21 protein-coding genes are annotated in these 23,336 nt (G+C 40.6%); 19 read left to right on the top strand and 2 right to left on the bottom strand.

Features of this window, described 5'->3' with window-relative positions; all coding sequences use genetic code 11:
• Positions 1–164: 164 nt before the first annotated feature.
• A complete protein-coding gene (locus tag ACVC7R_RS03180; RefSeq protein WP_447263504.1) occupies positions 165–1,061 on the top strand; it encodes a TDT family transporter in 897 nt (298 codons plus the stop codon).
• Between the two features lie 831 nt (positions 1,062–1,892).
• Here the strand turns inward: ACVC7R_RS03180 and ACVC7R_RS03175 are convergent.
• Complete coding sequence (locus ACVC7R_RS03175; RefSeq protein WP_447263503.1) at positions 1,893–2,702, bottom strand: amino acid ABC transporter substrate-binding protein; 810 nt, start codon at positions 2,700–2,702, stop codon at positions 1,893–1,895.
• Positions 2,703–2,933: 231 nt separating this feature from the next.
• On the opposite strand from ACVC7R_RS03175, the gene ACVC7R_RS03170 reads away from it, so the two are divergent.
• The 5 genes from ACVC7R_RS03170 to brnQ all read left to right on the top strand — a co-directional run bounded on the left by ACVC7R_RS03170 (position 2,934) and on the right by brnQ (position 7,360).
• Positions 2,934–3,539: a nitroreductase family protein gene (locus ACVC7R_RS03170; protein WP_447263502.1), complete on the top strand. Its 606-nt coding sequence runs from the start codon at positions 2,934–2,936 to the stop codon at positions 3,537–3,539.
• A 9-nt stretch (positions 3,540–3,548) separates the two neighbouring features.
• A complete protein-coding gene (gene pepV, locus ACVC7R_RS03165) occupies positions 3,549–4,949 on the top strand; it encodes a dipeptidase PepV (RefSeq protein ID WP_447263501.1) in 1,401 nt (466 codons plus the stop codon).
• 53 nt (positions 4,950–5,002) lie between these two features.
• Complete coding sequence (locus tag ACVC7R_RS03160) at positions 5,003–5,593, top strand: uracil-DNA glycosylase family protein (protein WP_447263500.1); 591 nt, start codon at positions 5,003–5,005, stop codon at positions 5,591–5,593.
• Positions 5,590–5,871 (top strand): rhodanese-like domain-containing protein, encoded by a 282-nt coding sequence (locus ACVC7R_RS03155; protein WP_447263499.1) that lies wholly within the window; start codon positions 5,590–5,592, stop codon positions 5,869–5,871. The genes ACVC7R_RS03160 and ACVC7R_RS03155 overlap by 4 nt, the downstream gene beginning before the upstream one ends.
• A 163-nt stretch (positions 5,872–6,034) precedes the next feature.
• A complete protein-coding gene (brnQ, locus tag ACVC7R_RS03150) occupies positions 6,035–7,360 on the top strand; it encodes a branched-chain amino acid transport system II carrier protein (protein WP_447263498.1) in 1,326 nt (441 codons plus the stop codon).
• A 37-nt stretch (positions 7,361–7,397) separates the two neighbouring features.
• On the opposite strand, the gene ACVC7R_RS03145 is transcribed toward brnQ, so the two are convergent.
• Positions 7,398–7,934, bottom strand: a complete 537-nt coding sequence (locus ACVC7R_RS03145; protein ID WP_447263497.1) for a DUF1307 domain-containing protein — start codon at positions 7,932–7,934, stop codon at positions 7,398–7,400.
• 133 nt (positions 7,935–8,067) lie between these two features.
• Between ACVC7R_RS03145 and ACVC7R_RS03140 the strand changes: the two genes are divergently transcribed.
• From ACVC7R_RS03140 to ACVC7R_RS03080, 13 genes are all read left to right on the top strand, one after another.
• On the top strand, positions 8,068–9,105 hold the full coding sequence (locus ACVC7R_RS03140; RefSeq protein ID WP_447263496.1) for a M42 family metallopeptidase: 1,038 nt from the start codon (positions 8,068–8,070) through the stop codon (positions 9,103–9,105).
• Position 9,106: 1 nt separating this feature from the next.
• Positions 9,107–9,577 (top strand): HIT family protein, encoded by a 471-nt coding sequence (locus tag ACVC7R_RS03135; RefSeq protein ID WP_447263495.1) that lies wholly within the window; start codon positions 9,107–9,109, stop codon positions 9,575–9,577.
• A gap of 3 nt (positions 9,578–9,580) precedes the next feature.
• A complete protein-coding gene (gene ldcB / locus ACVC7R_RS03130) occupies positions 9,581–10,297 on the top strand; it encodes an LD-carboxypeptidase LdcB/DacB (protein ID WP_447263494.1) in 717 nt (238 codons plus the stop codon).
• Between the two features lie 276 nt (positions 10,298–10,573).
• Positions 10,574–11,620 (top strand): phenylalanine--tRNA ligase subunit alpha, encoded by a 1,047-nt coding sequence (pheS, locus tag ACVC7R_RS03125; protein WP_447263493.1) that lies wholly within the window; start codon positions 10,574–10,576, stop codon positions 11,618–11,620.
• A gap of 130 nt (positions 11,621–11,750) precedes the next feature.
• Positions 11,751–14,156 carry a phenylalanine--tRNA ligase subunit beta gene (gene pheT / locus ACVC7R_RS03120; protein WP_447263492.1) on the top strand — a complete coding sequence of 802 codons (2,406 nt, stop codon included), beginning with the start codon at positions 11,751–11,753 and terminating at the stop codon, positions 14,154–14,156.
• A gap of 155 nt (positions 14,157–14,311) precedes the next feature.
• On the top strand, positions 14,312–15,097 hold the full coding sequence (locus ACVC7R_RS03115) for a DUF6612 family protein (protein WP_447263491.1): 786 nt from the start codon (positions 14,312–14,314) through the stop codon (positions 15,095–15,097).
• Positions 15,098–15,115: 18 nt separating this feature from the next.
• Complete coding sequence (locus ACVC7R_RS03110; protein ID WP_447263490.1) at positions 15,116–16,045, top strand: hypothetical protein; 930 nt, start codon at positions 15,116–15,118, stop codon at positions 16,043–16,045.
• Between the two features lie 257 nt (positions 16,046–16,302).
• Entirely contained in the window at positions 16,303–17,196 is an 894-nt protein-coding gene (locus ACVC7R_RS03105; RefSeq protein ID WP_447263489.1) for an ABC transporter ATP-binding protein, read from the top strand.
• On the top strand, positions 17,193–18,392 hold the full coding sequence (locus ACVC7R_RS03100) for an ABC transporter permease (protein ID WP_447263488.1): 1,200 nt from the start codon (positions 17,193–17,195) through the stop codon (positions 18,390–18,392). The genes ACVC7R_RS03105 and ACVC7R_RS03100 overlap by 4 nt, the downstream gene beginning before the upstream one ends.
• Before the next feature lie 176 nt (positions 18,393–18,568).
• Positions 18,569–19,144 carry a DNA-directed RNA polymerase subunit delta gene (rpoE, locus tag ACVC7R_RS03095; protein WP_006148015.1) on the top strand — a complete coding sequence of 192 codons (576 nt, stop codon included), beginning with the start codon at positions 18,569–18,571 and terminating at the stop codon, positions 19,142–19,144.
• Positions 19,145–19,414: 270 nt separating this feature from the next.
• Entirely contained in the window at positions 19,415–21,022 is a 1,608-nt protein-coding gene (locus ACVC7R_RS03090; protein WP_447263487.1) for a CTP synthase, read from the top strand.
• Between the two features lie 96 nt (positions 21,023–21,118).
• Complete coding sequence (locus tag ACVC7R_RS03085; RefSeq protein ID WP_447263486.1) at positions 21,119–22,072, top strand: class I SAM-dependent methyltransferase; 954 nt, start codon at positions 21,119–21,121, stop codon at positions 22,070–22,072.
• A 50-nt stretch (positions 22,073–22,122) separates the two neighbouring features.
• Positions 22,123–23,313 (top strand): acetate kinase, encoded by a 1,191-nt coding sequence (locus ACVC7R_RS03080; RefSeq protein WP_447263485.1) that lies wholly within the window; start codon positions 22,123–22,125, stop codon positions 23,311–23,313.
• Positions 23,314–23,336: the final 23 nt, after the last annotated feature.

The raw sequence follows: 23,336 nt of genomic DNA, 5'->3' as shown, positions 1-23,336 counted from the left end.
TCACTTGATAAGTACTTTTTTTTGATGAATCTATTTCAATCATTATTGTTAGTGAGTATTTTAAAAGGGAACAATCGTTTTATAGCCTAAAAAAATGATGAAGATTTGTCTAACTGAGCTTTATTTATGTTATACTGATAATAACATGATTATTGGAGGTTGGTATGAAAAAACTCCCCTTAGCTTTTTCAGGTTGCTTATTGGGCTTAGCTGGAGCAGGAAATCTCATCTTGGATGTTTTTCCACTCTTATCGCAGGTCTTTAGTTTGTCAAGCTTGATTTTATGGTTTTATTTTTTATACAGTCATCTGCATCATTGGCAAGAAAGTAAACAGGAGTTGAAGAAAGCGCCTGTTTTATCGGCAACGGCGCCCTTTCCTATGGCAGGGATGATCTTATCGACTTATTTGTTACGAATCTTACCCACGAACATGAGCATTCTTGCACAGATTCTCTGGTGGTTTGCTTTTCTTCTAGATGTAGGTTTAATCATCTACTTCACTAAAAATTATGTGCAGGCCAAACCAAGAACGAGTGCAACGCCAAGTTGGACGGTTCTTTATGTGGGAATAGCAGTAGCAAGCTTGACCTACCCAGTGGTGGGAATAGTCGGGATTGCCTATGGAGCTTGGATATTTGGTTTTATCTTAACCCTTATCCTTTACCCTCTGATTTATCAAGATTTGAAGAGAAATCCATTGCCGCTGGCTTTACTGGGACAAGAAGGCATCTATTGCGCTCCTTTTTCCCTACTTTTAGCTGCGCTAATCCGAGTTGGAGGTCCTAATCTACCTAACTGGAGTTTAGTAATCATGATCCTTGCATCACAGGCCTTCTTTTTCTTTGTTCTTAGTCGCTTGTCAAGGATTTTAAAACAAGGTTTCCAACCAGCCTTTTCAGCTCTAACTTTCCCAACCATCATCACAGCAACTTCATTGAAAATGGCTCAAGGCATTCTGCAGTTTCCAGTTCTCAACCTCCTCGTTTGGGTAGAAATTATCATTTGTTTAACGATCCTCATCTACGTATTAGTCGAATATGTGAAATATTTAAGGAATTAAAACAACCCCTAGCACGGAGAAGTGTTAGGGGTATTTTAGATTAGTACTTAAACACAAGTTAATTTATTTAAGGAATTATTTTATTGACAATTATGAAAACGCTGCAATATTATTTGTTTATTTATCAAATTAGGAGTATAATAAATTAGGATAATAAAATAAAAAAAGCACCGAATAAGTGTCGCGCGTTACTGATTATGGATAACCATATTTAACTTAAAAGAAAATCTTTTGACTGTGTTGTTTCGGATGGTTCCAAAATTTATTTTTTGTATGATTATATCAGAATGTTTAAAAAAAAATGAGAGGGTTTTCTATGGAGAGTGATGTGTTTTTTGATTATTTTTTAAAATCACTTAAGTTTCATTTACGTGATAGGTGTAAGGATATTGGATTTATAGAGTTTTTCAAAGATGAAAATAATTGTTTTATTACTATAGAGGATTATGTTTTGGAATCATTTGTAATATTGTCAAATATTTTGAGTCAGAAGAGGATTGTGTTTTCTTGTGGAATTATTTATAGTAAGGGGGTAGTTATTGGAGTAGAAGTATCTATGAGTGTATTAGAGTTAGAAAGATTAAATAATTTGTACAAGATATAGTTTTGAAGCATACAAAAAAAGATAAGGGAAGCTGTCTAAATGAGATGTATAGATTGATAGTATCAATGTTTTATAGTTTTAGAATTGTCTTGTTTCGAATGGTTCCAAAATGAATAATAACACTAAGCACCGATTCGGTTGCTAGTAAGTCATCCGCAAGGATGGCTTTTTTGTATGCAAAAAGCCCTCTATACGAGAGCTTGCTTATATTCGAGACTGTTTGTTCTTTATTTTAGTTCAGTTTGGTCTGGCAGGTAAGAACCACCGAGATAGGTTTTGCTGAGTTTTTCAAGGGTTCCGTCTTGATAGAGTTCTTTAAGGACCTTGTCAAATTGCTCTTTGAATTCTTTTTGGTCACTTGAGAAGATAATGTAGTTGTTTGGATTATCATTGCTTTCCAAGTCGACTACGTTCAAGTCCAAACCTCGGTCTTGGATAATTTTTTGAACAGAAATTTTATCAAAGATTAGGAAATCAAACTCGCCATTTGATAGATCAGTGAGACGTTTAGCCACATCTTCACCAGAGTATTGGATGGTTGCAGGGTTGTCGGAGTGGCTTTGGTTCCAGTCAGTAACGACCTTGGCCGTAGAAGTTCCAGTGTCATCCTGGGTTGATTTTCCAGCGATGTCTTGAAGAGAGGTAAGGGCTTTGTCTTTTCTGCTCACGAGAACCAAAGGATTTTTAGCGATAGGGAGTGAGTAGAGATATTTGTCTGCTCTTTCTTTGGTATAACTCAAGTTGTTAGCAGCAGCTTGGTAACGGCCAGCATCCACTCCAGGGAAGATACTCTCCCAAGCAGTTTTTTGAAATTCAATCTTGTATTGGTCCAATTTTTCATCGACCGCTTTTAAAACTTCAACATCATATCCTGTTAGGTTACCATCTTGTTCAAAGTCAAAAGGTGGGATGTCCCCAGCAGTGGCTACGACAATGGTTTTAGGGCTAGCGGTGGAAGTTGAAGTACTTTCCTGTTTGGTTTGTCCACAGGCAACCAACAGGGGACTGATGGCTAAGAATAAGAATAATTTTTTCATAAGAGTCTCCTTTACTTAATGCTATCTAGCTTACCAGACAATCAATCAAATATCCAATATATATTTTTTATAGAGGCGATAGAGAAATATTATAATTTCCAGTTTGAATCTGTCATCTAAAAGTCAAGTCGGAACAGAAAAAGATAATTTAGTCTACTAATGAAAAATCTCTGCAAGCTCTTTCAGAATGTGGTAAAATGGAAGCAGTAGAAATAGAAAAGGAAATCAATTATGAAATTTCTTGAGTTAAATAAAAAACGTCATGCGACTAAGCATTTTATTGATAAACCTGTTGATCCCAAGGATGTTCGAACAGCTATTGAAATCGCAACCTTGGCACCGAGTGCTCACAACAGTCAGCCTTGGAAGTTTGTTGTAGTTCGTGAGAGAAATGCCGAACTCGCAAAATTGGCTTACGGTTCAAACTTTGAGCAAGTCGCAGCTGCTCCTGTGACCATTGCCTTATTTACAGATACTGACCTAGCTAAACGTGCTCGCAAGATTGCCCGTGTTGGTGGAGCAAAGAACTTCTCAGAAGAACAACTTCAGTACTTTATGAAGAATCTTCCAGCAGAGTTTGCGCGTTACAATGAACAACAAGTGAGTGACTACCTAGCCCTTAATGCAGGATTGGTTGCGATGAACTTAGTCCTTGCATTGACTGACCAAGGAATCGGATCAAACATAATCCTTGGTTTTGACAAATCAAAAGCCAATGAAGTCTTGGAAATTGAAGAACGCTTCCGTCCAGAGCTTTTGATCACAGTAGGATACACAGACGAGAAGTTGGAACCAAGTTACCGCTTGCCAGTAGATGAAATTATCGAAAAAAGATAGGAAGTAAATATGACAGTTATTGATTTTACAGCAGAAGTAGAAAAACGTAAAGAAGCCCTCTTGGCTGACTTGTTTAGCCTTTTGGAAATCAACTCAGAACGCGATGACAGTAAGGCAGATGCTCAGAACCCATTTGGACCTGGTCCAGTAAAAGCTTTGGAGAAATTCCTTGAAATCGCAGACCGTGATGGCTACCCAACAAAAAATGTCGACAATTATGCAGGACATTTTGAGTTTGGTGAAGGGGAAGAAGTTCTTGGAATCTTTGCCCACATGGACGTGGTACCGGCGGGTAGCGGTTGGGACACTGATCCTTACACTCCAACTATCAAAGATGGTCGTCTTTATGCGCGTGGTGCTTCTGATGATAAGGGACCAACTACAGCGTGTTACTATGGTTTGAAAATCATTAAGGAGCTTGGTCTTCCAACTTCTAAAAAAGTTCGCTTTATTGTCGGAACTGATGAAGAATCAGGTTGGGCAGACATGGACTACTACTTTGAACATGTAGGACTTGCGAAGCCAGACTTTGGTTTCTCTCCAGATGCTGAATTCCCAATCATCAATGGTGAAAAAGGAAATATCACAGAATATCTCCATTTTGCCGGTGAAAACAAGGGTGTAGCTCGTCTTCACAGCTTCACAGGTGGTTTGCGTGAAAATATGGTTCCTGAATCAGCGACTGCAGTCGTTTCAGGTGACTTGGCTGACTTGCAAGCGAAACTAGATGCCTTTGTTGCAGAGCACAAACTTAGAGGAGAAATTCAAGAGGAAAACGGTCAGTACAAGGTAACTGTAATTGGTAAATCTGCCCACGGTGCTATGCCTGCTTCAGGTGTCAACGGTGCGACTTATCTTGCCCTTTTCCTCAGCCAGTTTGCATTTGAAGGACCTGCAAAAGACTACCTTGACATTGCTGGTAAGATTCTCTTGAATGACCATGAAGGGAAGAACTTGAAAGTTGCTCATGTGGATGAAAAGATGGGTGCCCTTTCTATGAATGCTGGTGTCTTCCGCTTTGACGAAACAAGTGCTGATAATACCATTGCCCTCAACTTCCGTTATCCAAAAGGAACAAGTCCAGAGCAAATCAAGTCAGTTCTTGAAAACTTGCCAGTTATTTCTGTTAGCTTGTCAGAACACGGACATACACCTCACTATGTACCAATGGAAGATCCACTTGTACAAACCTTGTTGAGCGTTTATGAAAAACAAACAGGTCTTCAAGGGCATGAACAAGTTATCGGTGGTGGAACTTTCGGACGTCTCTTAGAACGTGGTGTAGCCTATGGTGCTATGTTCCCAGACTCTATCGACACTATGCACCAAGCCAACGAATTTATCGCCTTGGACGATCTCTTCCGTGCAGCAGCTATCTATGCTGAAGCGATCTACGAATTGATCAAATAATGCTATAGAAGTCTGAGATTGTATGCTTAGACTTCTTTTTGGAGGGAAAACAGATGTCTCAAATCGAAAACATCAAACAAGCCATCATGGCGGATCCACAAAATGCCAGTTATACGAAACAAGGTATCGAGCCTCTCTTTGCAGCACCAAAGACAGCTCGGATCAATATCATTGGGCAGGCACCTGGTCTTAAAACTCAGGAAGCAGGGCTGTACTGGAAGGATAAAAGTGGGGATCGATTGCGAGACTGGTTGGGTGTGGATGAGGATACCTTTTACAATTCAGGTTATTTTGCAGTCATGCCCATGGATTTCTATTTTCCAGGACATGGGAAATCCGGTGATCTACCACCTCGTCCAGGTTTTGCAGAAAAGTGGCACCCTAAACTGTTGAAAGAATTGCCAGATATTCAATTGACACTCTTGATTGGGCAGTATGCACAGGCATACTATCTGCATGAGAAAGTCAGTGGAAAGGTAACAGATCGTGTCCATCGATTTAAAGAGTATTTGCCAGATTATTTCCCTCTGGTACACCCATCACCACGTAACCAAATCTGGATGAAGAAAAATCCGTGGTTTGAGGAAGAAGTCTTACCTGACTTGAAAGCTAGAATTCAAAAAATTCTCGGAGAAGAAAAATGAAAGAAATTACTTTTAATGATTTTTACCAACTATACCAGAAAGAGTCGCTTTCTCTATTAGATGTGAGAGAAGTAGAGGAATTTGAGACTCTTCATTTAGAAGGCGCTCGTAATTTACCTCTCAGCCAATTAGCTGATACTTATAAACAACTAGATAAAGATAATCTTTACTACGTGATTTGTAAATCAGGAATGCGTTCAGCACGCGCTTGTCAATTTTTAGCAGAACAAGGATATGAGGTTATCAATGTTCTAGGCGGTATGGATGCTTTAGAATAAGAAAAACTCCCTTTAAGACCGAAAATAAGAAAGGTTTTAAAGGGTTTTTATTTGCTGTAAAAATCAGAAAATTGAAAACATTTTAGAATTATTTTGAGATAGCCTTTTAAAGCCTTTAAACATGTTATACTAAGAAAGTATTTTATTTTTATAAGGAGAGTTTATGGCTAAAAAAGGTGCTTTAACAGGGTTACTCCTGTTTGGAATATTTTTTGGTGCGGGTAACTTGATTTTCCCCCCTACCTTAGGTGCTCAATCTGGGGACCACTTTCTCCCTGCCATTGCAGGATTTGTACTTTCAGGTGTCGGACTTGCCGTCTTGACCTTGATCATCGGAACCTTGAATCCTAAGGGATATATCTATGAGATTTCTAAGAAAATTTCTCCATGGTTTGCGACAGTTTATCTAGCAGTTTTGTACTTGTCGATTGGTCCATTCTTTGCGATTCCGCGTACAGCGACAACTTCTTTTGCAGTAGGGATTAGTCCACTCTTGGCCGAAGCAGATAAGGGATTAGGCTTGATTGTTTTCACACTTATCTACTTTGTTGCAGCTTATCTGATCGCTCTTAATCCTTCAAAGATTTTGGATCGTATTGGTCGTGTCTTGACTCCAGTTTTTGCCCTCTTAATTGTTGTTTTGGTCATCCTTGGAGCCTTTAAATACGGTGGAAATGCACCACAAGCGGCTTCAGGAGCTTATCAGGCTTCAGCATTTGGAGCAGGATTCCTTGAAGGATATAACACTCTAGATGCTCTTGCCTCTGTTGCCTTCAGTGTAATCGCTGTTCAAACCTTGAAACAACTTGGATTTTCAAGTAAAAAAGAGTATATTTCAACTATTTGGGTAGTCGGAATTGTCGTAGCAATTGGCTTTAGTGCCCTATACATTGGCTTAGGTTTCCTTGGAAATCACTTCCCGATGACAGAAGAAGCGATGAAGGGTGGAACTCCAGGAGTTTATATCTTGTCGCAAGCGACCCAAGAAATCTTTGGTTCAACAGCTCAATTATTCCTAGCAGCCATGGTAACAGTAACCTGCTTCACAACGACTGTAGGTTTGATTGTTTCAACTGCGGAATTCTTTAACGAACGTTTTCCACAAATCAGCTATAAGGTTTATGCGACTGTCTTTACCTTGATTGGTTTTGCAATTGCCAACCTTGGTCTTGATGCAATCATTAAATATTCAATCCCTGTCCTAGTTATCTTGTATCCAATTACCATTGTGATTGTTATGATTGTAATTGTGAACAAGTTTGTACCACTTTCAAAACCAGGTATGCAGTTGACAATGGGACTTGTAACAGCTATTGCTGTAGCTAGTGTCTTGGGAAGTTCATTTGAAGTGACCTTCCTTGCCAACATTGTGAATGCTCTACCATTTGCTAAGGCTTCATTGCCATGGTTAGTACCAGCGATCATTGGGATTTTACTTTCCCTTGTTCTTCCAAATAAGCAAAAGAGTGAAGCTTTTGAGATGGAATAAAAAAATCTTGGCTTATGCCAAGGTTTTTTTATTACTCTTAGTTCGTTTGTTCTTTATAACCATGTTCTGTTAACATTTTCTTAGAGGCTTTAAAGCTCACGTTTTTTCCAACGCCTGAGTATTCTTCTGGTAGAGCTTTTCTAAGTTCGTCTATGCTTGCAACTGAAAGGTCGATTTCAAGGTCTTGAACGACTTTACCATCTTTAATCTCGACTGATAATGTGACCCCTTTGAGTCCCTTGTATCCTTTGTAGGTTTCTTCAATTAGATTTTTTAAATCATCTGCATTATTGTTTAGTGCTTCAGGGTCAGCGACGTTATGAGCGGTTTGTTTCACAACGATATCACCGTCAACTGTATAGGTCAATGTTGACTGGATGCCTGGCTGAGAATCATTTACAAAAGTAACAGTTTTTAGTTCGGATTTCTTTTCAGTTGTTTCAACTTCAGTAGTTTTTACCTCAGTTGTCTCTGCTTTTGAAGAGTTAGAAGTTGTTGATGCTTGTTTTGAACATCCCATTAAGAATGCCAACGGTAAGGCTAAGAGAAGTGTCGTTTTAAAATATTTGTTCATCTTATTTCCTTTCATCATAAGAACTTTTTTTCATTATACCATAAAATACTTTTGCAATCAAAGTATATTCGTTTTTCCTTTTTACACATACTAAAATGGGAAAAGTGATATAATATTAGGAAGAGGTGAAGAAATGAAACAAACTGTAGAATATATCAAAGAATTAACTGCTATTGCATCCCCAACTGGTTTCACACGTGAAATTACGAATTATTTAGTTGAGACTCTTGAAAAACTAGGCTATCAACCAATCCGTACTGCTAAAGGTGGTGTGAATGTCACTGTTAAAGGTAAAAATGACCAGCAGCAGCGTTATGTGACTGCCCATGTAGATACTTTGGGAGCTATCGTTCGTGCTGTCAAACCAGACGGTCGTCTCAAAATGGACCGTATCGGTGGCTATCCTTGGAATATGATTGAAGGCGAAAACTGTACAGTTCATGTGGCTAGTACAGGTAAAACTGTTTCTGGTACCATTTTGATCCACCAGACTTCTTGTCATGTCTACAAGGATGCTGGCACTGCTGAACGCACGCAGGACAATATGGAAGTTCGTTTGGATGAAAAAGTGACCAATGAAAAAGAAACACGCGCACTTGGTATTGAGATTGGTGACTTTATCAGCTTTGACCCACGAACTGTCGTAACTGAGACAGGATTTATCAAATCGCGTCATTTGGATGATAAGGTCAGTGCGGCTATCCTTCTCAATCTCCTCAAAGTCTATAAGGAAGAAGGAGTTGAACTTCCTGTCACTACGCATTTTGCCTTTTCAGTCTTTGAGGAAGTGGGACATGGTGCTAACTCAAGTATCCCGAGCCAGGTTGTCGAATATCTGGCTGTGGATATGGGAGCGATGGGAGATGATCAGCAGACGGATGAGTACACAGTGTCTATCTGTGTCAAAGATGCTTCAGGCCCTTACCACTATGAATTCCGTCAACATTTGGTTGCCTTGGCAAAAGAGCAGGACATTCCATTTAAACTCGATATCTATCCATTTTATGGTTCGGATGCTTCTGCAGCGATGTCAGCTGGAGCAGAGGTCAAACACGCTCTTCTAGGAGCTGGTATTGAGTCTAGTCACTCTTATGAGCGTACTCATATCGATTCTGTAGTTGCTACTGAGCGTATGGTCGATGCTTATCTTAAGAGTGAGTTGGTGGACTAGGATGTGCCTGATTTGTCAACGAATTGAATTGATTCAGGCAGGGGAAAACCCCTACTTTGTCAAAGAACTAGAAACAGGCTATGTAGTGATCGGTGACCACCAGTATTTTGAAGGTTACACTTTATTCTTAGCCAAGGAACATGTCACAGAATTGCATCATCTACATTCAAGTGTTAGACTCCGCTTTTTAGAGGAAATGAGTCTGGTTCAGGAAGCAGTCTCTAAAGCTTTTTCAGCTCAAAAGATGAATGTAGAGTTGTTAGGGAATGGAGATGCACATGCTCACTGGCATATTTTTCCGAGACGAGAGGGTGATATGAAGGGACACGGTCTTAATGGTCGTGGTCCAGTTTGGTGGGTTCCTTGGGAAGAAATGGTCGCTGAAGAATATCAGGTTAAGGGAAGCAAATTAGAAGGTTTGGTTGAAACCTTATCTGAAACTTTGGACCAAATGATAGAAATGAAAGGATAAACAATGAAAAAAAGATACCTTGTATTATCAGGATTGCTAGCCCTGACATTAGCGGCTTGTTCACAAGAAAAGCCAGCAACTTCAGAAAATCAGACTTCAACTGAAGAAAAAACCGTCCAAGAAGGGACTGTCGGTAGTAAATCTCAGGAAGCAAGCCAGAAAAAGGCAGAAGTAGTTAATAAGGGAGATTACTATAGCATTCAAGGTAAGTACGACGAGATTGTGATCGCTAACAAACACTATCCCTTGTCTAAAGATTACAATCCCGGGGAAAATCCCACAGCAAAGGCTGAGTTGTTGAAGCTGATTGCTGCCATGCAGGAAGCAGGCTTCCCAATCAGCGACCACTATAGTGGTTTCAGAAGTTATGAAACTCAAACTCAACTTTATCAGGACTATGTCAACAAAGACGGAAAGGCAGAGGCTGACCGCTATTCTGCTCGGCCTGGATATAGTGAACACCAAACTGGACTAGCATTTGACCTTATCGGTACAGATGGAGATTTAGTGACTGAAGAAAAGGCTGCTCAATGGCTATTGGACCATGCTGCAGATTATGGCTTCGTCGTTCGTTATCTAAAAGGTAAGGAAAAAGAAACAGGCTATATGGCTGAGGAATGGCACCTTCGCTACGTCGGAAAAGAAGCCAAGGACATCGCTGCAAGTGGTCTCAGCTTGGAAGAGTATTACGGCTTTGAAGGTGGGGACTATGTTGATTAGTCGCAAAATATCTTGCAAGAATGTTTGAAATCTGATAAAATAAATAATAATTAAATAGGAATCTGCAAGACTAGTATCTCAGGGGAAGTATATCAGGGAGGAGAGCCGTGACTGAAAGCTCTCTATATGAAAGCTGGGTGAATTCACTTGCCTATGGATTCAGAAATAAAGGTCTGACTTGTCAGATAAAAACGGATGGTACCGCGTGTCAACGCTCCGAGTGGAGTTTTTGGCATGTGGTTTTCTTTTTATCTACGAGAGACTGATGGAGGAATTATGTCAACTATTGAAGAACAATTAAAAGCGCTTCGTGAAGAAACGCTAGATCGCTTGAAGCAGATTACTGCTGAAAATGAAAAAGAGATGCAAGAATTGCGTGTCTCTGTCCTAGGTAAAAAAGGTTCTCTTACTGAAATCCTTAAAGGGATGAAAGACGTTTCTGCAGAAATGCGCCCTGTTATCGGAAAACACGTCAATGAAGCACGTGATATCTTGACGGCCGCTTTTGAAGAAACAGCTAAGCTTTTGGAAGAAAAGAAAGTTGAAGCACAACTTGCCAGTGAGAGTATCGATGTGACGCTTCCAGGTCGTCCAGTTGCGATTGGTCACCGTCACGTTCTCACACAAACAAGTGAAGAAATCGAAGATATCTTCATCGGAATGGGATACCAAGTCGTGGATGGATTTGAAGTTGAGAAAGATTATTACAACTTCGAGCGTATGAACCTTCCAAAAGATCATCCAGCTCGTGATATGCAGGACACTTTCTATATCACAGAAGAAATCTTGCTCCGTACTCACACATCTCCTGTTCAGGCGCGTGCTATGGATGCCCATGATTTTTCTAAAGGCCCTTTGAAGATGATCTCACCAGGGCGTGTGTTCCGTCGTGATACGGACGATGCAACCCACAGTCACCAATTCCACCAAATCGAAGGGTTGGTTGTTGGGAAAAACATCTCTATGGCAGACCTTCAAGGAACACTTCAGTTGATTGTGCAAAAAATGTTTGGTGAAGAACGTCAGATTCGTTTGCGTCCATCTTATTTCCCATTTACGGAACCTTCTGTTGAGGTCGATGTTTCATGCTTCAAGTGTGGAGGAGACGGCTGTAACGTATGTAAGAAAACAGGTTGGATCGAGATTATGGGTGCCGGTATGGTTCACCCACGTGTCCTTGAAATGAGTGGAATCGATGCGACTGTTTACTCTGGTTTTGCCTTTGGTCTTGGACAAGAACGTGTAGCTATGCTCCGTTATGGAATCAACGATATTCGTGGATTCTACCAAGGTGATGTCCGCTTCTCGGAACAGTTTAAATAAGATTGAAACCTGAAACACAATCCTATACAGTTCTGATCATTTTCTATCGGTGAGAAATGGTGAGGACTGACTTTAAGAAAAAGAAAGGAATTGAAAAGGTCTCACTTATTGAGATCTTACGATCAGAATTATGTTAGTATCATACAAATGGTTAAAAGAATTGGTGGACATCGATGTGCCATCACAAGAGTTGGCTGAAAAAATGTCAACCACAGGGATCGAGGTAGAAGGTGTGGAATCACCTGCTGCTGGTCTCTCAAAAATTGTCGTCGGAGAAGTCTTGTCTTGTGAAGATGTGCCGGAAACTCATCTTCATGTCTGCCAAGTCAATGTGGGTGAAGAAGAAGCCCGTCAAATCGTCTGTGGAGCACCAAATGTGCGTGCAGGAATCAAGGTTATGGTGGCTCTTCCAGGTGCTCGCATCGCGGATAACTACAAGATTAAAAAAGGGAAAATCCGTGGCTTAGAGTCACTAGGGATGATCTGTTCACTTGGCGAATTGGGCATTTCTGATTCCGTTGTACCTAAGGAATTTGCAGATGGTATCCAAATCTTGCCAGATGATGCCATTCCAGGTGAGGAAGTATTCTCTTACCTAGACTTGGATGATGAAATCATCGAACTTTCCATCACTCCAAACCGTGCGGACGCCCTTTCGATGCGTGGGGTTGCGTACGAAGTAGCAGCCATCTATGACAAGTCAGTGACCTTTAAAGAATTTGCTCTTGCTGAAACGGATCAAGTCGCAGCAGATGCCCTTTCTGTCAGCATTGACACAGACAAGGCACCCTACTATGCAGCTCGTATCTTGGACAATGTGACTATTGCACCAAGTCCACAATGGTTGCAAAACCTCCTCATGAACGAAGGCATCCGTCCTATTAACAATGTCGTCGACGTGACCAACTATATCCTGCTTTACTTTGGTCAGCCTATGCATGCCTTTGACTTGGATACCTTTGAAGGAAACGACATCCGTGTACGTGAGGCGCGTGCTGGTGAAAAATTGGTGACCTTGGATGGGGAAGAACGTGATTTGGAAGCAACTGACTTACTCATCACTGTCGCAGACAAACCAGTAGCCCTTGCGGGTGTCATGGGCGGACAAGCTACAGAAATCTCTGAAAAATCTAGTCGTGTTGTCCTTGAAGCTGCTGTCTTCAATGGCAAATCTATCCGTAAGACAAGTGGTCGTCTCAACTTACGCTCTGAATCATCTTCACGCTTTGAAAAAGGCATCAATGTGGCAACCGTTAATGAAGCCCTTGATGCAGCAGCAAGCATGATTGCTGAATTGGCTGGTGCGACAGTGCGTAAGGGAATCGTTTCAGCAGGCCAGCTTGACACTTCTGATGTGGAAGTCTCTTCTACTCTTGCAGACGTTAACCGTGTCCTTGGTACAGAACTTTCCTACGCGGATGTAGAAGATGTCTTCCGTCGTCTTGGATTTGGCCTTTCTGGAAATGCAGAAAGCTTTACTGTTAGCGTACCACGTCGCCGTTGGGACATCACCATCGAAGCCGACCTCTTTGAAGAAATCGCTCGAATTTATGGTTACGATCGCTTGCCAACTAGTCTTCCAAAAGATGATGGGACAGCTGGTGAATTGACTGCAACTCAAAAATTGCGCCGTAAAGTTCGCACTATTGCTGAAGGAGCAGGACTAACTGAAATCATCACCTATGCTTTGACAACTCCTGAAAAAGCAGTGGAGTTCACTACAGCGCCAAGTAACTTAACTGAGCTCATGTGGCCAATGACTGTTGATCGTTCAGTCCTCCGTCAAAATATGGTTTCAGGCATTTTGGATACAGTTGCCTACAACGTAGCGCGTAAAAACAAAGACTTGGCTCTTTATGAGATCGGAAAAGTCTTTGAGCAAACAGGAAATCCAAAAGAAGAATTGCCAAACGAAATCAATAGCTTTGCCTTTGCATTGACAGGTTTAGTCGCTGAAAAAGATTTCCAAACGGCAGCTGTTCCAGTTGATTTCTTCTATGCTAAGGGAATCTTGGAAGCCCTCTTTGCTCGCTTGGGTCTTGAGGTAACTTATTCAGCAACATCTGAAATCGCTAGTCTCCACCCAGGACGGACAGCCTTGATTTCACTCAGTGACCAAGTTCTTGGTTTCCTCGGTCAAGTGCATCCTGTAACAGCTAAGGCTTATGATATTCCAGAGACTTATGTAGCTGAGCTTAACCTTTCAGCTATTGAAGCAGCCCTTCAACCAGCCGCTCCATTTGTGGAAATCACCAAGTTCCCAGCGGTGAGCCGTGATATCGCTCTTCTCTTGAAAGCAGAAGTCACTCACCAAGAGGTGGTCGATGCCATCAGAGCTGCGGGCGTGAAACGCTTGACAGACATCAAGCTCTTTGACGTCTTCTCAGGCGAAAAACTGGGTGTCGGAATGAAGTCTATGGCATACAGCTTGACCTTCCAAAATCCAGAAGATAGCCTGACTGACGAAGAAGTCGCACGCTACATGGAAAAAATCCAAGCTTCCCTTGAAGAAAAAGTAGATGCAGAAGTGCGTTAATAATTTATATCAAAAACAGTCGAATATTTTTCTCGACTGTTTTTTTGCAATCCTTAGTATCCGTAAAATATGTAAGCGCTTTACTTTATTCGTAAACTAGGGTATCATAGTTATAAATAAATTTTCACCAGAAACTAAATTAAAGGAGGCATAAGATGTCCAAAATGAAAAAAACACTCTCGGGCCTATTTGCTGTACTTGCTCTTATCTGCCTATTTGCCTGTCAGCAGTCTCAAGTGAAGAAAGAAGCACCAAAGGAATTGAGTCAGGAAGAAATTGTCGACAAGGGACTCCAAGCATTTGAACACCTCAAAGATGGCGAAATCAAGATAGAGGTAAGTAGTAAAAGAGAATACAAAGAAGGAGTTGATGTTAAGAATAAACATTTCAACCGAGACGTTACTTTTGAAGGCACATTTGAGTTAAAACCTCTTCGAGTCCGTGGAGTTCTTACGGGATATAAATTTCCAGAGGAACGATATTATAGCACGGGTATTGAGTACGTAAAAAATTCAAAAGGTGAGTGGGAAAATCGCGAAACTACCCATAGGATTAATGAAAAACCTGTGGGAGTTAAACCAGAGGCTATTCGCTATTTTCAAACACAAAAAGATAAATTCAAAGTTAGTAACCAAGATGACAACTATGTCTTAACATTCGAAACAACAGATGTGAAAAATATTCTTGAACCTAATCAAAACATGTTACTTGGCGCCGTCAATTTTGTAGCATTTCGATATAGTAAGAATGACCAAGCTAGTTACCAAGTGAATCTTCTGGTCTCTAAGGATAACTTTATGCCCATGGCTGTTACTTATGTTTGTAAACTTGATAATGAGCGAGCCACTGAAAATTTAACAAGTAAGGTCACATTTTCAAAGCAAAATAGTGGCCTTCGAGTAGAAGTTCCTGATGAATTTGTTGAGTCAGGCGAGCAGTAAACAAAAGGAGAGAAAACAATGAAATGTAAAGGAAAAATCTACCTTGGCCTTTTGAGTCTTCTTGCTTGTCTGCTACTTTCAGCTTGCCAGCCAGAAGGACCCAAGGAATCAGCCCAGTCTGTAGCTATTAAGTCCTTTGTAGGGGCTTTACGTGATGCAAAAAGTATGGAGTATGTCAGCAAGATCTATCGCAAGAATCTGACATCCCTGGGTGAAGCTAGAAGATATATGGGGGAGACTCTCATACGCGATGGGAAAATTCAATTTGAACCCCTTAAATATAGTGAATATCAGGAAAGTAGTGCACGGACTGACATAGAGGAAAAAGAGGAAATTGATAAAGCCCTTAATACAGTTGGTTCAGCTGATTTTATGTACCTTCCACTAAAAGTCTACTCCCCAGAGGAAGGTGTTCAATACAGGAGTTCGTATACACCATACAGAGAAGGTAAAGAACCGGAGCGAGTATGGAAAAAAGCCAAGCAAGAGTCAGATGAAAAAAATAAGGAAAGAGATAAGATGGCTCCAGAAGTGGGGCGTCATGAGCTTATTTTAAAACTTTATGAGAAGTATGCGGAAGAATTTAGCAGAACTGAGGATGGCAATTATATCTATCTGGATTATCAGGGAGACATCACAGACGATAAAGACCAGGCGGGAGAAATGCAATCTACTCTTTTAAACAGCAGTATTTTTACAAAATATAAAGATGAGATTACAGGGGTAAATTTGGGAATGCACCTGGTTTTGAAAAAGGAAACTTCTGAGAAAAAAGAAATCCTAATTCCTAATGAGGCAAGGATTGAACTGAAGACCCAAGTAGAATCAAAAGATGGCTTGAAAACAAGTAATGAAGATTATTTTGAATTTATCTATCGGGATATCAATAAAGTAGATGAAATCAAGGCCCCTAGTGATTTAGACATCAGTAAAATTAAAGACCAATAAAAGAAGATTTTCTAACAAGAAAAGATTACAGTAGAAATAGATGAAAGTATCCATCCATCCTTAGGGATGGATTTTTCTTGTTCTGGTCAGTAATTAATATTAGAAAGATAAAAAAATTGGTCGCGAGACTTACTGTTCGAAATTTAGTTTTTAATAGAAAATTTCTTCGTAAAATACTAGAAATAAAAATGTACATAAATCCTTGTAATGGCTAAAAAAAGGAGTATAATGAGGGTAAGATTAGTAGGAGGTGGAATATGTTAGAAGTCCGCAATCTTGAAAAAAATTTTGGTCCTAAGCAAGTTCTTTTTGGTGTAGATTTCCAAGCACGACCAGGGCGTATTTTAGGTCTAGTTGGAAAAAATGGTGCAGGAAAGACCACTATTTTCCACAGTATTTTGAAATTTTTAGATTATCAGGGAGACATTCTGTTTGATGGCCAGGAAATTCGTCAGGAAACCTATGCTCGGATTGGCTATCTGCCCGAAGAACGTAGCCTCATGCCTAAGTTGACAGTTCTAGAACAAGTGCGTTATTTGGCAACCCTAAAAGGCATGGATGCAAAAGAAGTCAAAGAAAGACTTCCTCAATGGATGGAGAAGCTAGAAGTAAAGGGAAAATTAACAGACAAGATTAAGAGCCTCTCAAAAGGGAATCAACAAAAAATCCAGCTGATCATTACTTTAATGCATGAACCAGATTTGATTATCCTTGATGAACCCTTTAGTGGCCTAGACCCAGTTAATACCGAGTTGCTCAAGCAGGTTATCCTCAAAGAAAAAGAACGTGGTGCGACCATTATCTTTTCAGACCACGTCATGACCAATGTCGAAGAACTCTGTGATGATATCCTTATGATTCGTGATGGACAAGTAGTCTTACATGGACCTGTCCAAGATGTTCGGAACCAATATGGCAAAACGAGACTCTTTGTTGCAAGTGAAAAGAGCCAGGAAGAGTTGGAAAGTCTTCCTCATGTCACGCATGTGAGCTTGACCAAGCAGGGGACTTGGAAGCTCGTTCTAGATGATGAAAATGCTGGTCAGGAGCTCTTTACTATCCTGAGTCAAGGACACTATATTGCGACCTTTGACCAGCAAGCTCCGACAATTGATGAAATCTTTAAACTAGAATCAGGGGTGGAAGTATGAGAAATATGTTAGTTGTAATCAAAGAAACTTATCTACGTCATGTCAAATCCTGGAGTTTCTTCTTTATGGTAATCTCACCTTTTCTCTTTATCGGCTTGTCTGGTGGAATTGGCTATCTCCAAGGTTCCTCTCTGGCTCAGAATAATAAGGTGGCAGTAGTTAGTTCGGTGCCTGCTGTAACAGAGGGTCTTAAATCGACCAATGGCATTAATTTTGACTACAAGGATGAAGCCAGTGCCCAAGAAGCTGTCAAGGATGAAAAAATCAAGGGCTATCTAACGATTGACCAAGAAGGTAGTGTCCTCAAGGCAGTCTATCACGGTGAAACTTCCCTTGAAAGTGGTATAAAGTTAGCTGTGACCACTAAGTTGAATGAACTCCAATACCAACTCAACCGTACGGAGGCGCATTTATCTCAGGAACAGGAACAATACTTGGCACAAACGATTCAATTCTCAGAGCAGATTGATGAAGCCAAGGAAAGTAAAAAGATGGTCCAAACCTTTGCAGCAGCTGGACTGGGTTTCTTCCTCTATATGATTTTGATTACTTATGCTAGTGTCACAGCTCAAGAGGTAGCCAGTGAAAAAGGGACAAAAATTATGGAAGTGGTCTTTTCAAGTATCCGTGCTAGTCACTACTTTTACGCTCGTATGATTGCCTTACTTCTTGTCATTTTGACTCATATTGGTATTTATGTTGTAGGCGGACTGGGAGCAATCTTATTCTTTAAAGATATGCCTATCTTGGCTAATTCAGGTATTCTAAGTCATTTGGGAGAAGCCTTTTCGGTCAATACCTTGTTGTTTGTCTTGGTCAGTCTCTTTATGTATGTGGTTTTGGCAGCCTTCTTAGGTTCTATGGTTTCTCGCCCTGAAGATGCAGGAAAGGCCTTATCTCCGTTGATGATTTTGATAATAGCTGGTTTTGTTGGCGTTACTGCCCTAGGCGCTGCAGGAGATAATTTGATTTTGAAAATCGGTTCTTATATTCCTTTCATCTCGACCTTCTTTATGCCTTTCAGAGCTATTAATGGTTATGCAAATAGCATCGAGGCTTGGATCTCTCTTGCAATAACAGTTGTATTTGCTGTAACTGCAACCGCTTTTATCGGACGTATGTATGCCAGCCTAGTCCTCCAAACAGATGATTTAGGTATCTGGAAAACCTTTAAACGAGCTTTAAGCTATAAATAAAGCAACAGACCTGTGAGTCTATCTCCCAGGTCTTTCAATTTGCTGAAATATTTCACATTATTTCTTCTAAACCTTTGACTATTAGGCAAAATTATCGTACAATAAAGAGTACGTGATAAAATGAGACCAGAGTTTATATAATCTGGCTTTAGTAGTAAAAAAAGAGGAGAAACGCTTTGGAATTAGAAGTATTTGCTGGGCAAGAAAAAAGTGAACTATCTATGATTGAGGTGGCTCGTGCCATCTTGGAACAACGTGGTCGCGATCACGAGATGCATTTTAGCGATTTAGTCAATGAAATCCAAAACTATCTTGGTACCTCTAATAGCGATATTCGCGAAGCCCTACCTTTGTTCTATACAGAGTTGAACTTTGATGGTAGCTTTATCTCACTTGGAGATAACAAATGGGGCCTTCGTTCATGGTATGGAGTAGATGAAATCGACGAAGAAATCATTGCACTTGAAGAAAGTGACGATGAAGAAGTAGCACCTAAGGCTAAGAAAAAACGCGTCAATGCCTTTATGGACGGAGATACGGATGCCATTGATTATGGTGCAGATGATCCTGAAGACGAAGATGCCTACGAAGAAGATCCAGCTCTTTCTTACGATGATGAAAATCCAGACGATGAGAAGAACGAAGTAGAAGCCTACGACGCTGAAATCAACGAAATTGCACCAGATGACCTTGGAGAAGATGTCGATCTCGTTGAAGAAGATGACGAAGATTCTGAGGAAGAAGAAGAATAATATCAAACAACAAGGGAATTCCCTTGTTGTTTTTCTTTTCTGCAGTAGAACTATAAATCTAGCAAAGAGTGACATTTGACAAATGAGCCAAATTGAGGTAAGATATTGTTCGGGCACCTCTTTTTGAGGTCGGAGCTTCCTAGTTATTAGGGAGCTATTTTTGTTTTTCCAGGGAAATTATCAACCTGGATTGTAGTTATCGGTGAAGGTCTTGTTTTCTTAGTCCCCCTCTAGTGAACAAGATCTTGAGCATTTTAGAAAGAGGAATCTATGTCTACGAAATATATTTTTGTAACTGGTGGTGTGGTGTCGTCTATTGGGAAAGGTATCGTTGCGGCGAGTCTAGGACGGCTCTTGAAAAACCGTGGTTTGAAGGTAACCATTCAAAAATTTGACCCTTATATCAATATTGACCCAGGGACCATGAGCCCTTATCAGCACGGGGAAGTTTTTGTTACAGATGATGGGGCTGAGACAGATTTAGACTTGGGTCACTATGAACGTTTTATCGATATCAATCTTAACAAATTCTCAAACGTGACAACTGGTAAAATCTACAGTGAAGTTCTTCGCAAGGAACGTCGTGGAGAATACCTTGGAGCAACTGTCCAGGTCATTCCACATATTACAGATGCATTGAAAGAAAAAATTAAGCGTGCCGCTCTAACAACTGACTCTGATGTCATTATTACAGAGGTTGGGGGAACAGTCGGCGATATCGAGTCCCTTCCATTCTTAGAGGCGCTTCGTCAAATGAAGTCTGATGTCGGCGCAGAAAATGTTATGTATATCCATACGACCTTGCTTCCTTACCTCAAGGCAGCTGGAGAAATGAAGACCAAGCCGACTCAACACTCTGTCAAAGAATTGCGTGGTTTGGGAATCCAGCCAAATATGTTGGTCATTCGTACAGAAAAGCCAGCTGGACAAGGAATTAAAAATAAACTGGCCCAGTTCTGTGATGTGGCACCAGAAGCAGTTATCGAGTCATTGGATGTGGATCATCTTTACCAAATTCCACTAAATCTGCAAGCTCAAGGCATGGATCAAATTGTCTGTGACCATTTGAAGATTGATGCACCGGCAGCAGATATGACAGAGTGGTCTGCTATGGTTGATAAGGTTATGAATCTCAAAAAACAAGTCAAAATTGCTCTTGTTGGTAAGTATGTCGAGTTGCAAGATGCCTACATTTCTGTCGTAGAGGCCTTGAAACACTCTGGTTATGCCAATGATGCAGAAGTGAAGATTGATTGGGTCAATGCTAACGATGTGACAGCTGACAATGTGGCAGAACTTCTATCTGATGCTGATGGAATTATCGTTCCAGGTGGTTTTGGTCAACGTGGCACTGAGGGTAAGATTCAAGCGATTCGCTATGCTCGAGAAAATGATGTACCAATGTTGGGAGTCTGCTTGGGAATGCAATTGACTTGTATCGAGTTTGCTCGTCATGTTTTGGGACTTGAAGGGGCTAATTCAGCAGAGCTTGATCCTGATACAAAATATCCAATCATCGATATCATGCGTGATCAGATTGATGTTGAGGACATGGGGGGAACCCTTCGTTTGGGACTTTATCCTTCTAAGTTGAAACGTGGTTCTAAGGCAGCAACAGCTTATCATAACAAAGAAGTGGTCCAACGTCGCCACCGCCACCGTTATGAGTTTAACAATGCCTTCCGTGAACAGTTTGAAGGTGCAGGATTTGTCTTCTCAGGTGTTTCACCAGACAATCGCTTGGTCGAAATTGTTGAAATCCCAGAAAACAAATTCTTTGTGGCTTGTCAGTACCATCCAGAGCTTTCAAGTCGTCCAAATCGTCCAGAAGAACTTTACACTGCTTTTGTAACAGCAGCTGTTGAAAATAGTAAATAGTAGAATAAACCTTTGAGAGTCATCTCAGAGGTTTTTATTTGTTTTCAGTATTATGAAAATCTGGAAAATCAGCTCTGAATTTGGTAAGATAAGATTATGGATTTTGAAAAAATTGAACAAGCATATACCTATTTACTAGAAAATGTCCAAATCATTCAAAACGATTTGGCGACAAACTTTTATGATGCCTTAATTGAACAAAACGGGATTTATCTAGATGGTCAAACCAATCTAGAGCAAGTCAAAAAAAATAACCAGGCTCTAAAACGATTGGCACTTCGAAAAGAGGAGTGGTTACGGACCTATCAATTTTTGTTAATGAAGGCAGCGCAAACAGAACCTCTTCAAGCCAATCACCAGTTCACACCGGATGCGATTGGTCACTTGATGATTTTTTTGATGGAGCAATTGTGGACCGCTGAAGATCTAAGTCTATTAGAGTTGGGCTCTGGGATGGGAATCCTGGGTGCTAGCTTCTTGACAACTATGAACAAAAATGTAGATTACCTCGGGATTGAAATAGATGATCTCTTAATTGATTTAGCTGCGAGTATGGCGGAAGTTATGGATCTTCAAATGGGCTTTGTCCAAGGAGATGCGGTACGTCCACAAGTGTTAAAAGAAAGTGATATCATTGTGAGCGACCTTCCTATTGGCTATTACCCAGATGATCAGATAGCTTCGCGTTACCAAGTTGCAGCTGAGGGGGAACATACCTATGCCCATCATTTGTTAATGGAACAATCACTCAAGTATCTCCGAACAGGAGGCTATGCGATTTTTCTAGCTCCTAGCAATCTCCTGACAAGTCCTCAGAGGGACCTCTTGAAATCCTGGCTAACTGAACAGGCTCAATTAGTAGCTATTATAGCTTTGCCAGAGGACCTCTTCGCCCAAGGAGCCCAGTCTAAGACCATTTTTGTCCTACAAAAGAATACGGGAGAAGGGGATGAACCATTTGTTTACCCACTTACCAGTCTTCGTGACCCTGAAATTTTGATGGAATTTAAGGAAAATTTTCAAAATTGGTGTCAAGGGCATGAAATCTAGTGTAAATTTTGATATAATAGTTGAAAACGCTTAAAAAGGGGAATAAATTTATGACAAAAACCATTGCAATTAACGCTGGAAGCTCTAGCTTGAAATGGCAACTATATCAAATGCCAGAAGAAAAGGTGCTTGCAAAAGGTTTGATTGAGCGAATCGGATTGAAGGATTCTGTTTCAACAGTTAAGTTTGATGGTCGTTCTGAAGAACAAGTTCTTGATATTGAAAACCATACCTTGGCTGTTAAGATTTTACTTGATGACTTGATTCGTTTTAATATTATTAAAACTTATGATGAAATTACTGGTGTCGGACACCGTGTTGTTGCAGGTGGAGAGTACTTCAAAGAGTCTACAGTTGTTGAAGGTGATGTCTTAGAAAAAATTGAAGAACTAGGACTTCTTGCTCCATTGCACAACCCTGCCAATGCAGCTGGGATTCGTGCCTTCAAAGAATTGTTGCCAGATATTACAAGTGTAGCAGTCTTTGATACATCATTCCACACAACAATGCCAGAAAAGGCATATCGTTATCCATTACCAACTAAGTACTATACAGAAAACAAGGTTCGTAAATATGGAGCACACGGTACAAGTCACCAGTACGTAGCCCAAGAAGCAGCAAAAGTTTTGGGACGTCCACTTGAAGAGTTGAAATTGATCACTTGCCATATTGGTAACGGAGCTTCTATCACAGCTGTCAAAGGTGGTCAATCTGTTGATACCTCAATGGGGTTCACTCCACTTGGTGGTGTTATGATGGGAACTCGTACAGGGGACATTGACCCTGCTATCATTCCTTATTTAATGCAATATACAGAGGACTTTAACAAGCCTGAAGATATCAGTCGCATCCTCAATCGCGAGTCAGGATTGTTGGGTGTTTCAGGTAAGTCTAGTGATATGCGTGATGTTCAAGCAGCAATGGAAGCAGGTGATCCTGATGCAACATTGGCTCTTGAAATGTACGTTGACCGTATCCAAAAGCACATTGGGCAATACTTGGCTGTCCTAAACGGAGCAGATGCTATTATCTTCACCGCAGGAGTTGGTGAAAATGCAGCTGGTGTACGTGAGAAAGTTATCTCAGGTATTTCTTGGTTCGGTTGTGATGTAGACCCAGAGAAAAATGTCTTTGGTGTGACTGGAGATATCTCTACAGATGCAGCAAAAATTCGTGTACTGGTTATCCCAACTGATGAAGAACTTGTCATTGCTCGTGACGTTGAACGTTTGAGAAAATAATAGATAAGAAAATCGACCTCTCT

It is taken from the genome of Streptococcus sp. Z554, assembly GCF_053010305.1.
Note: the sequence above shows the minus strand (reverse complement) of the source record. Positions and strands in the feature narration are given on the sequence as shown.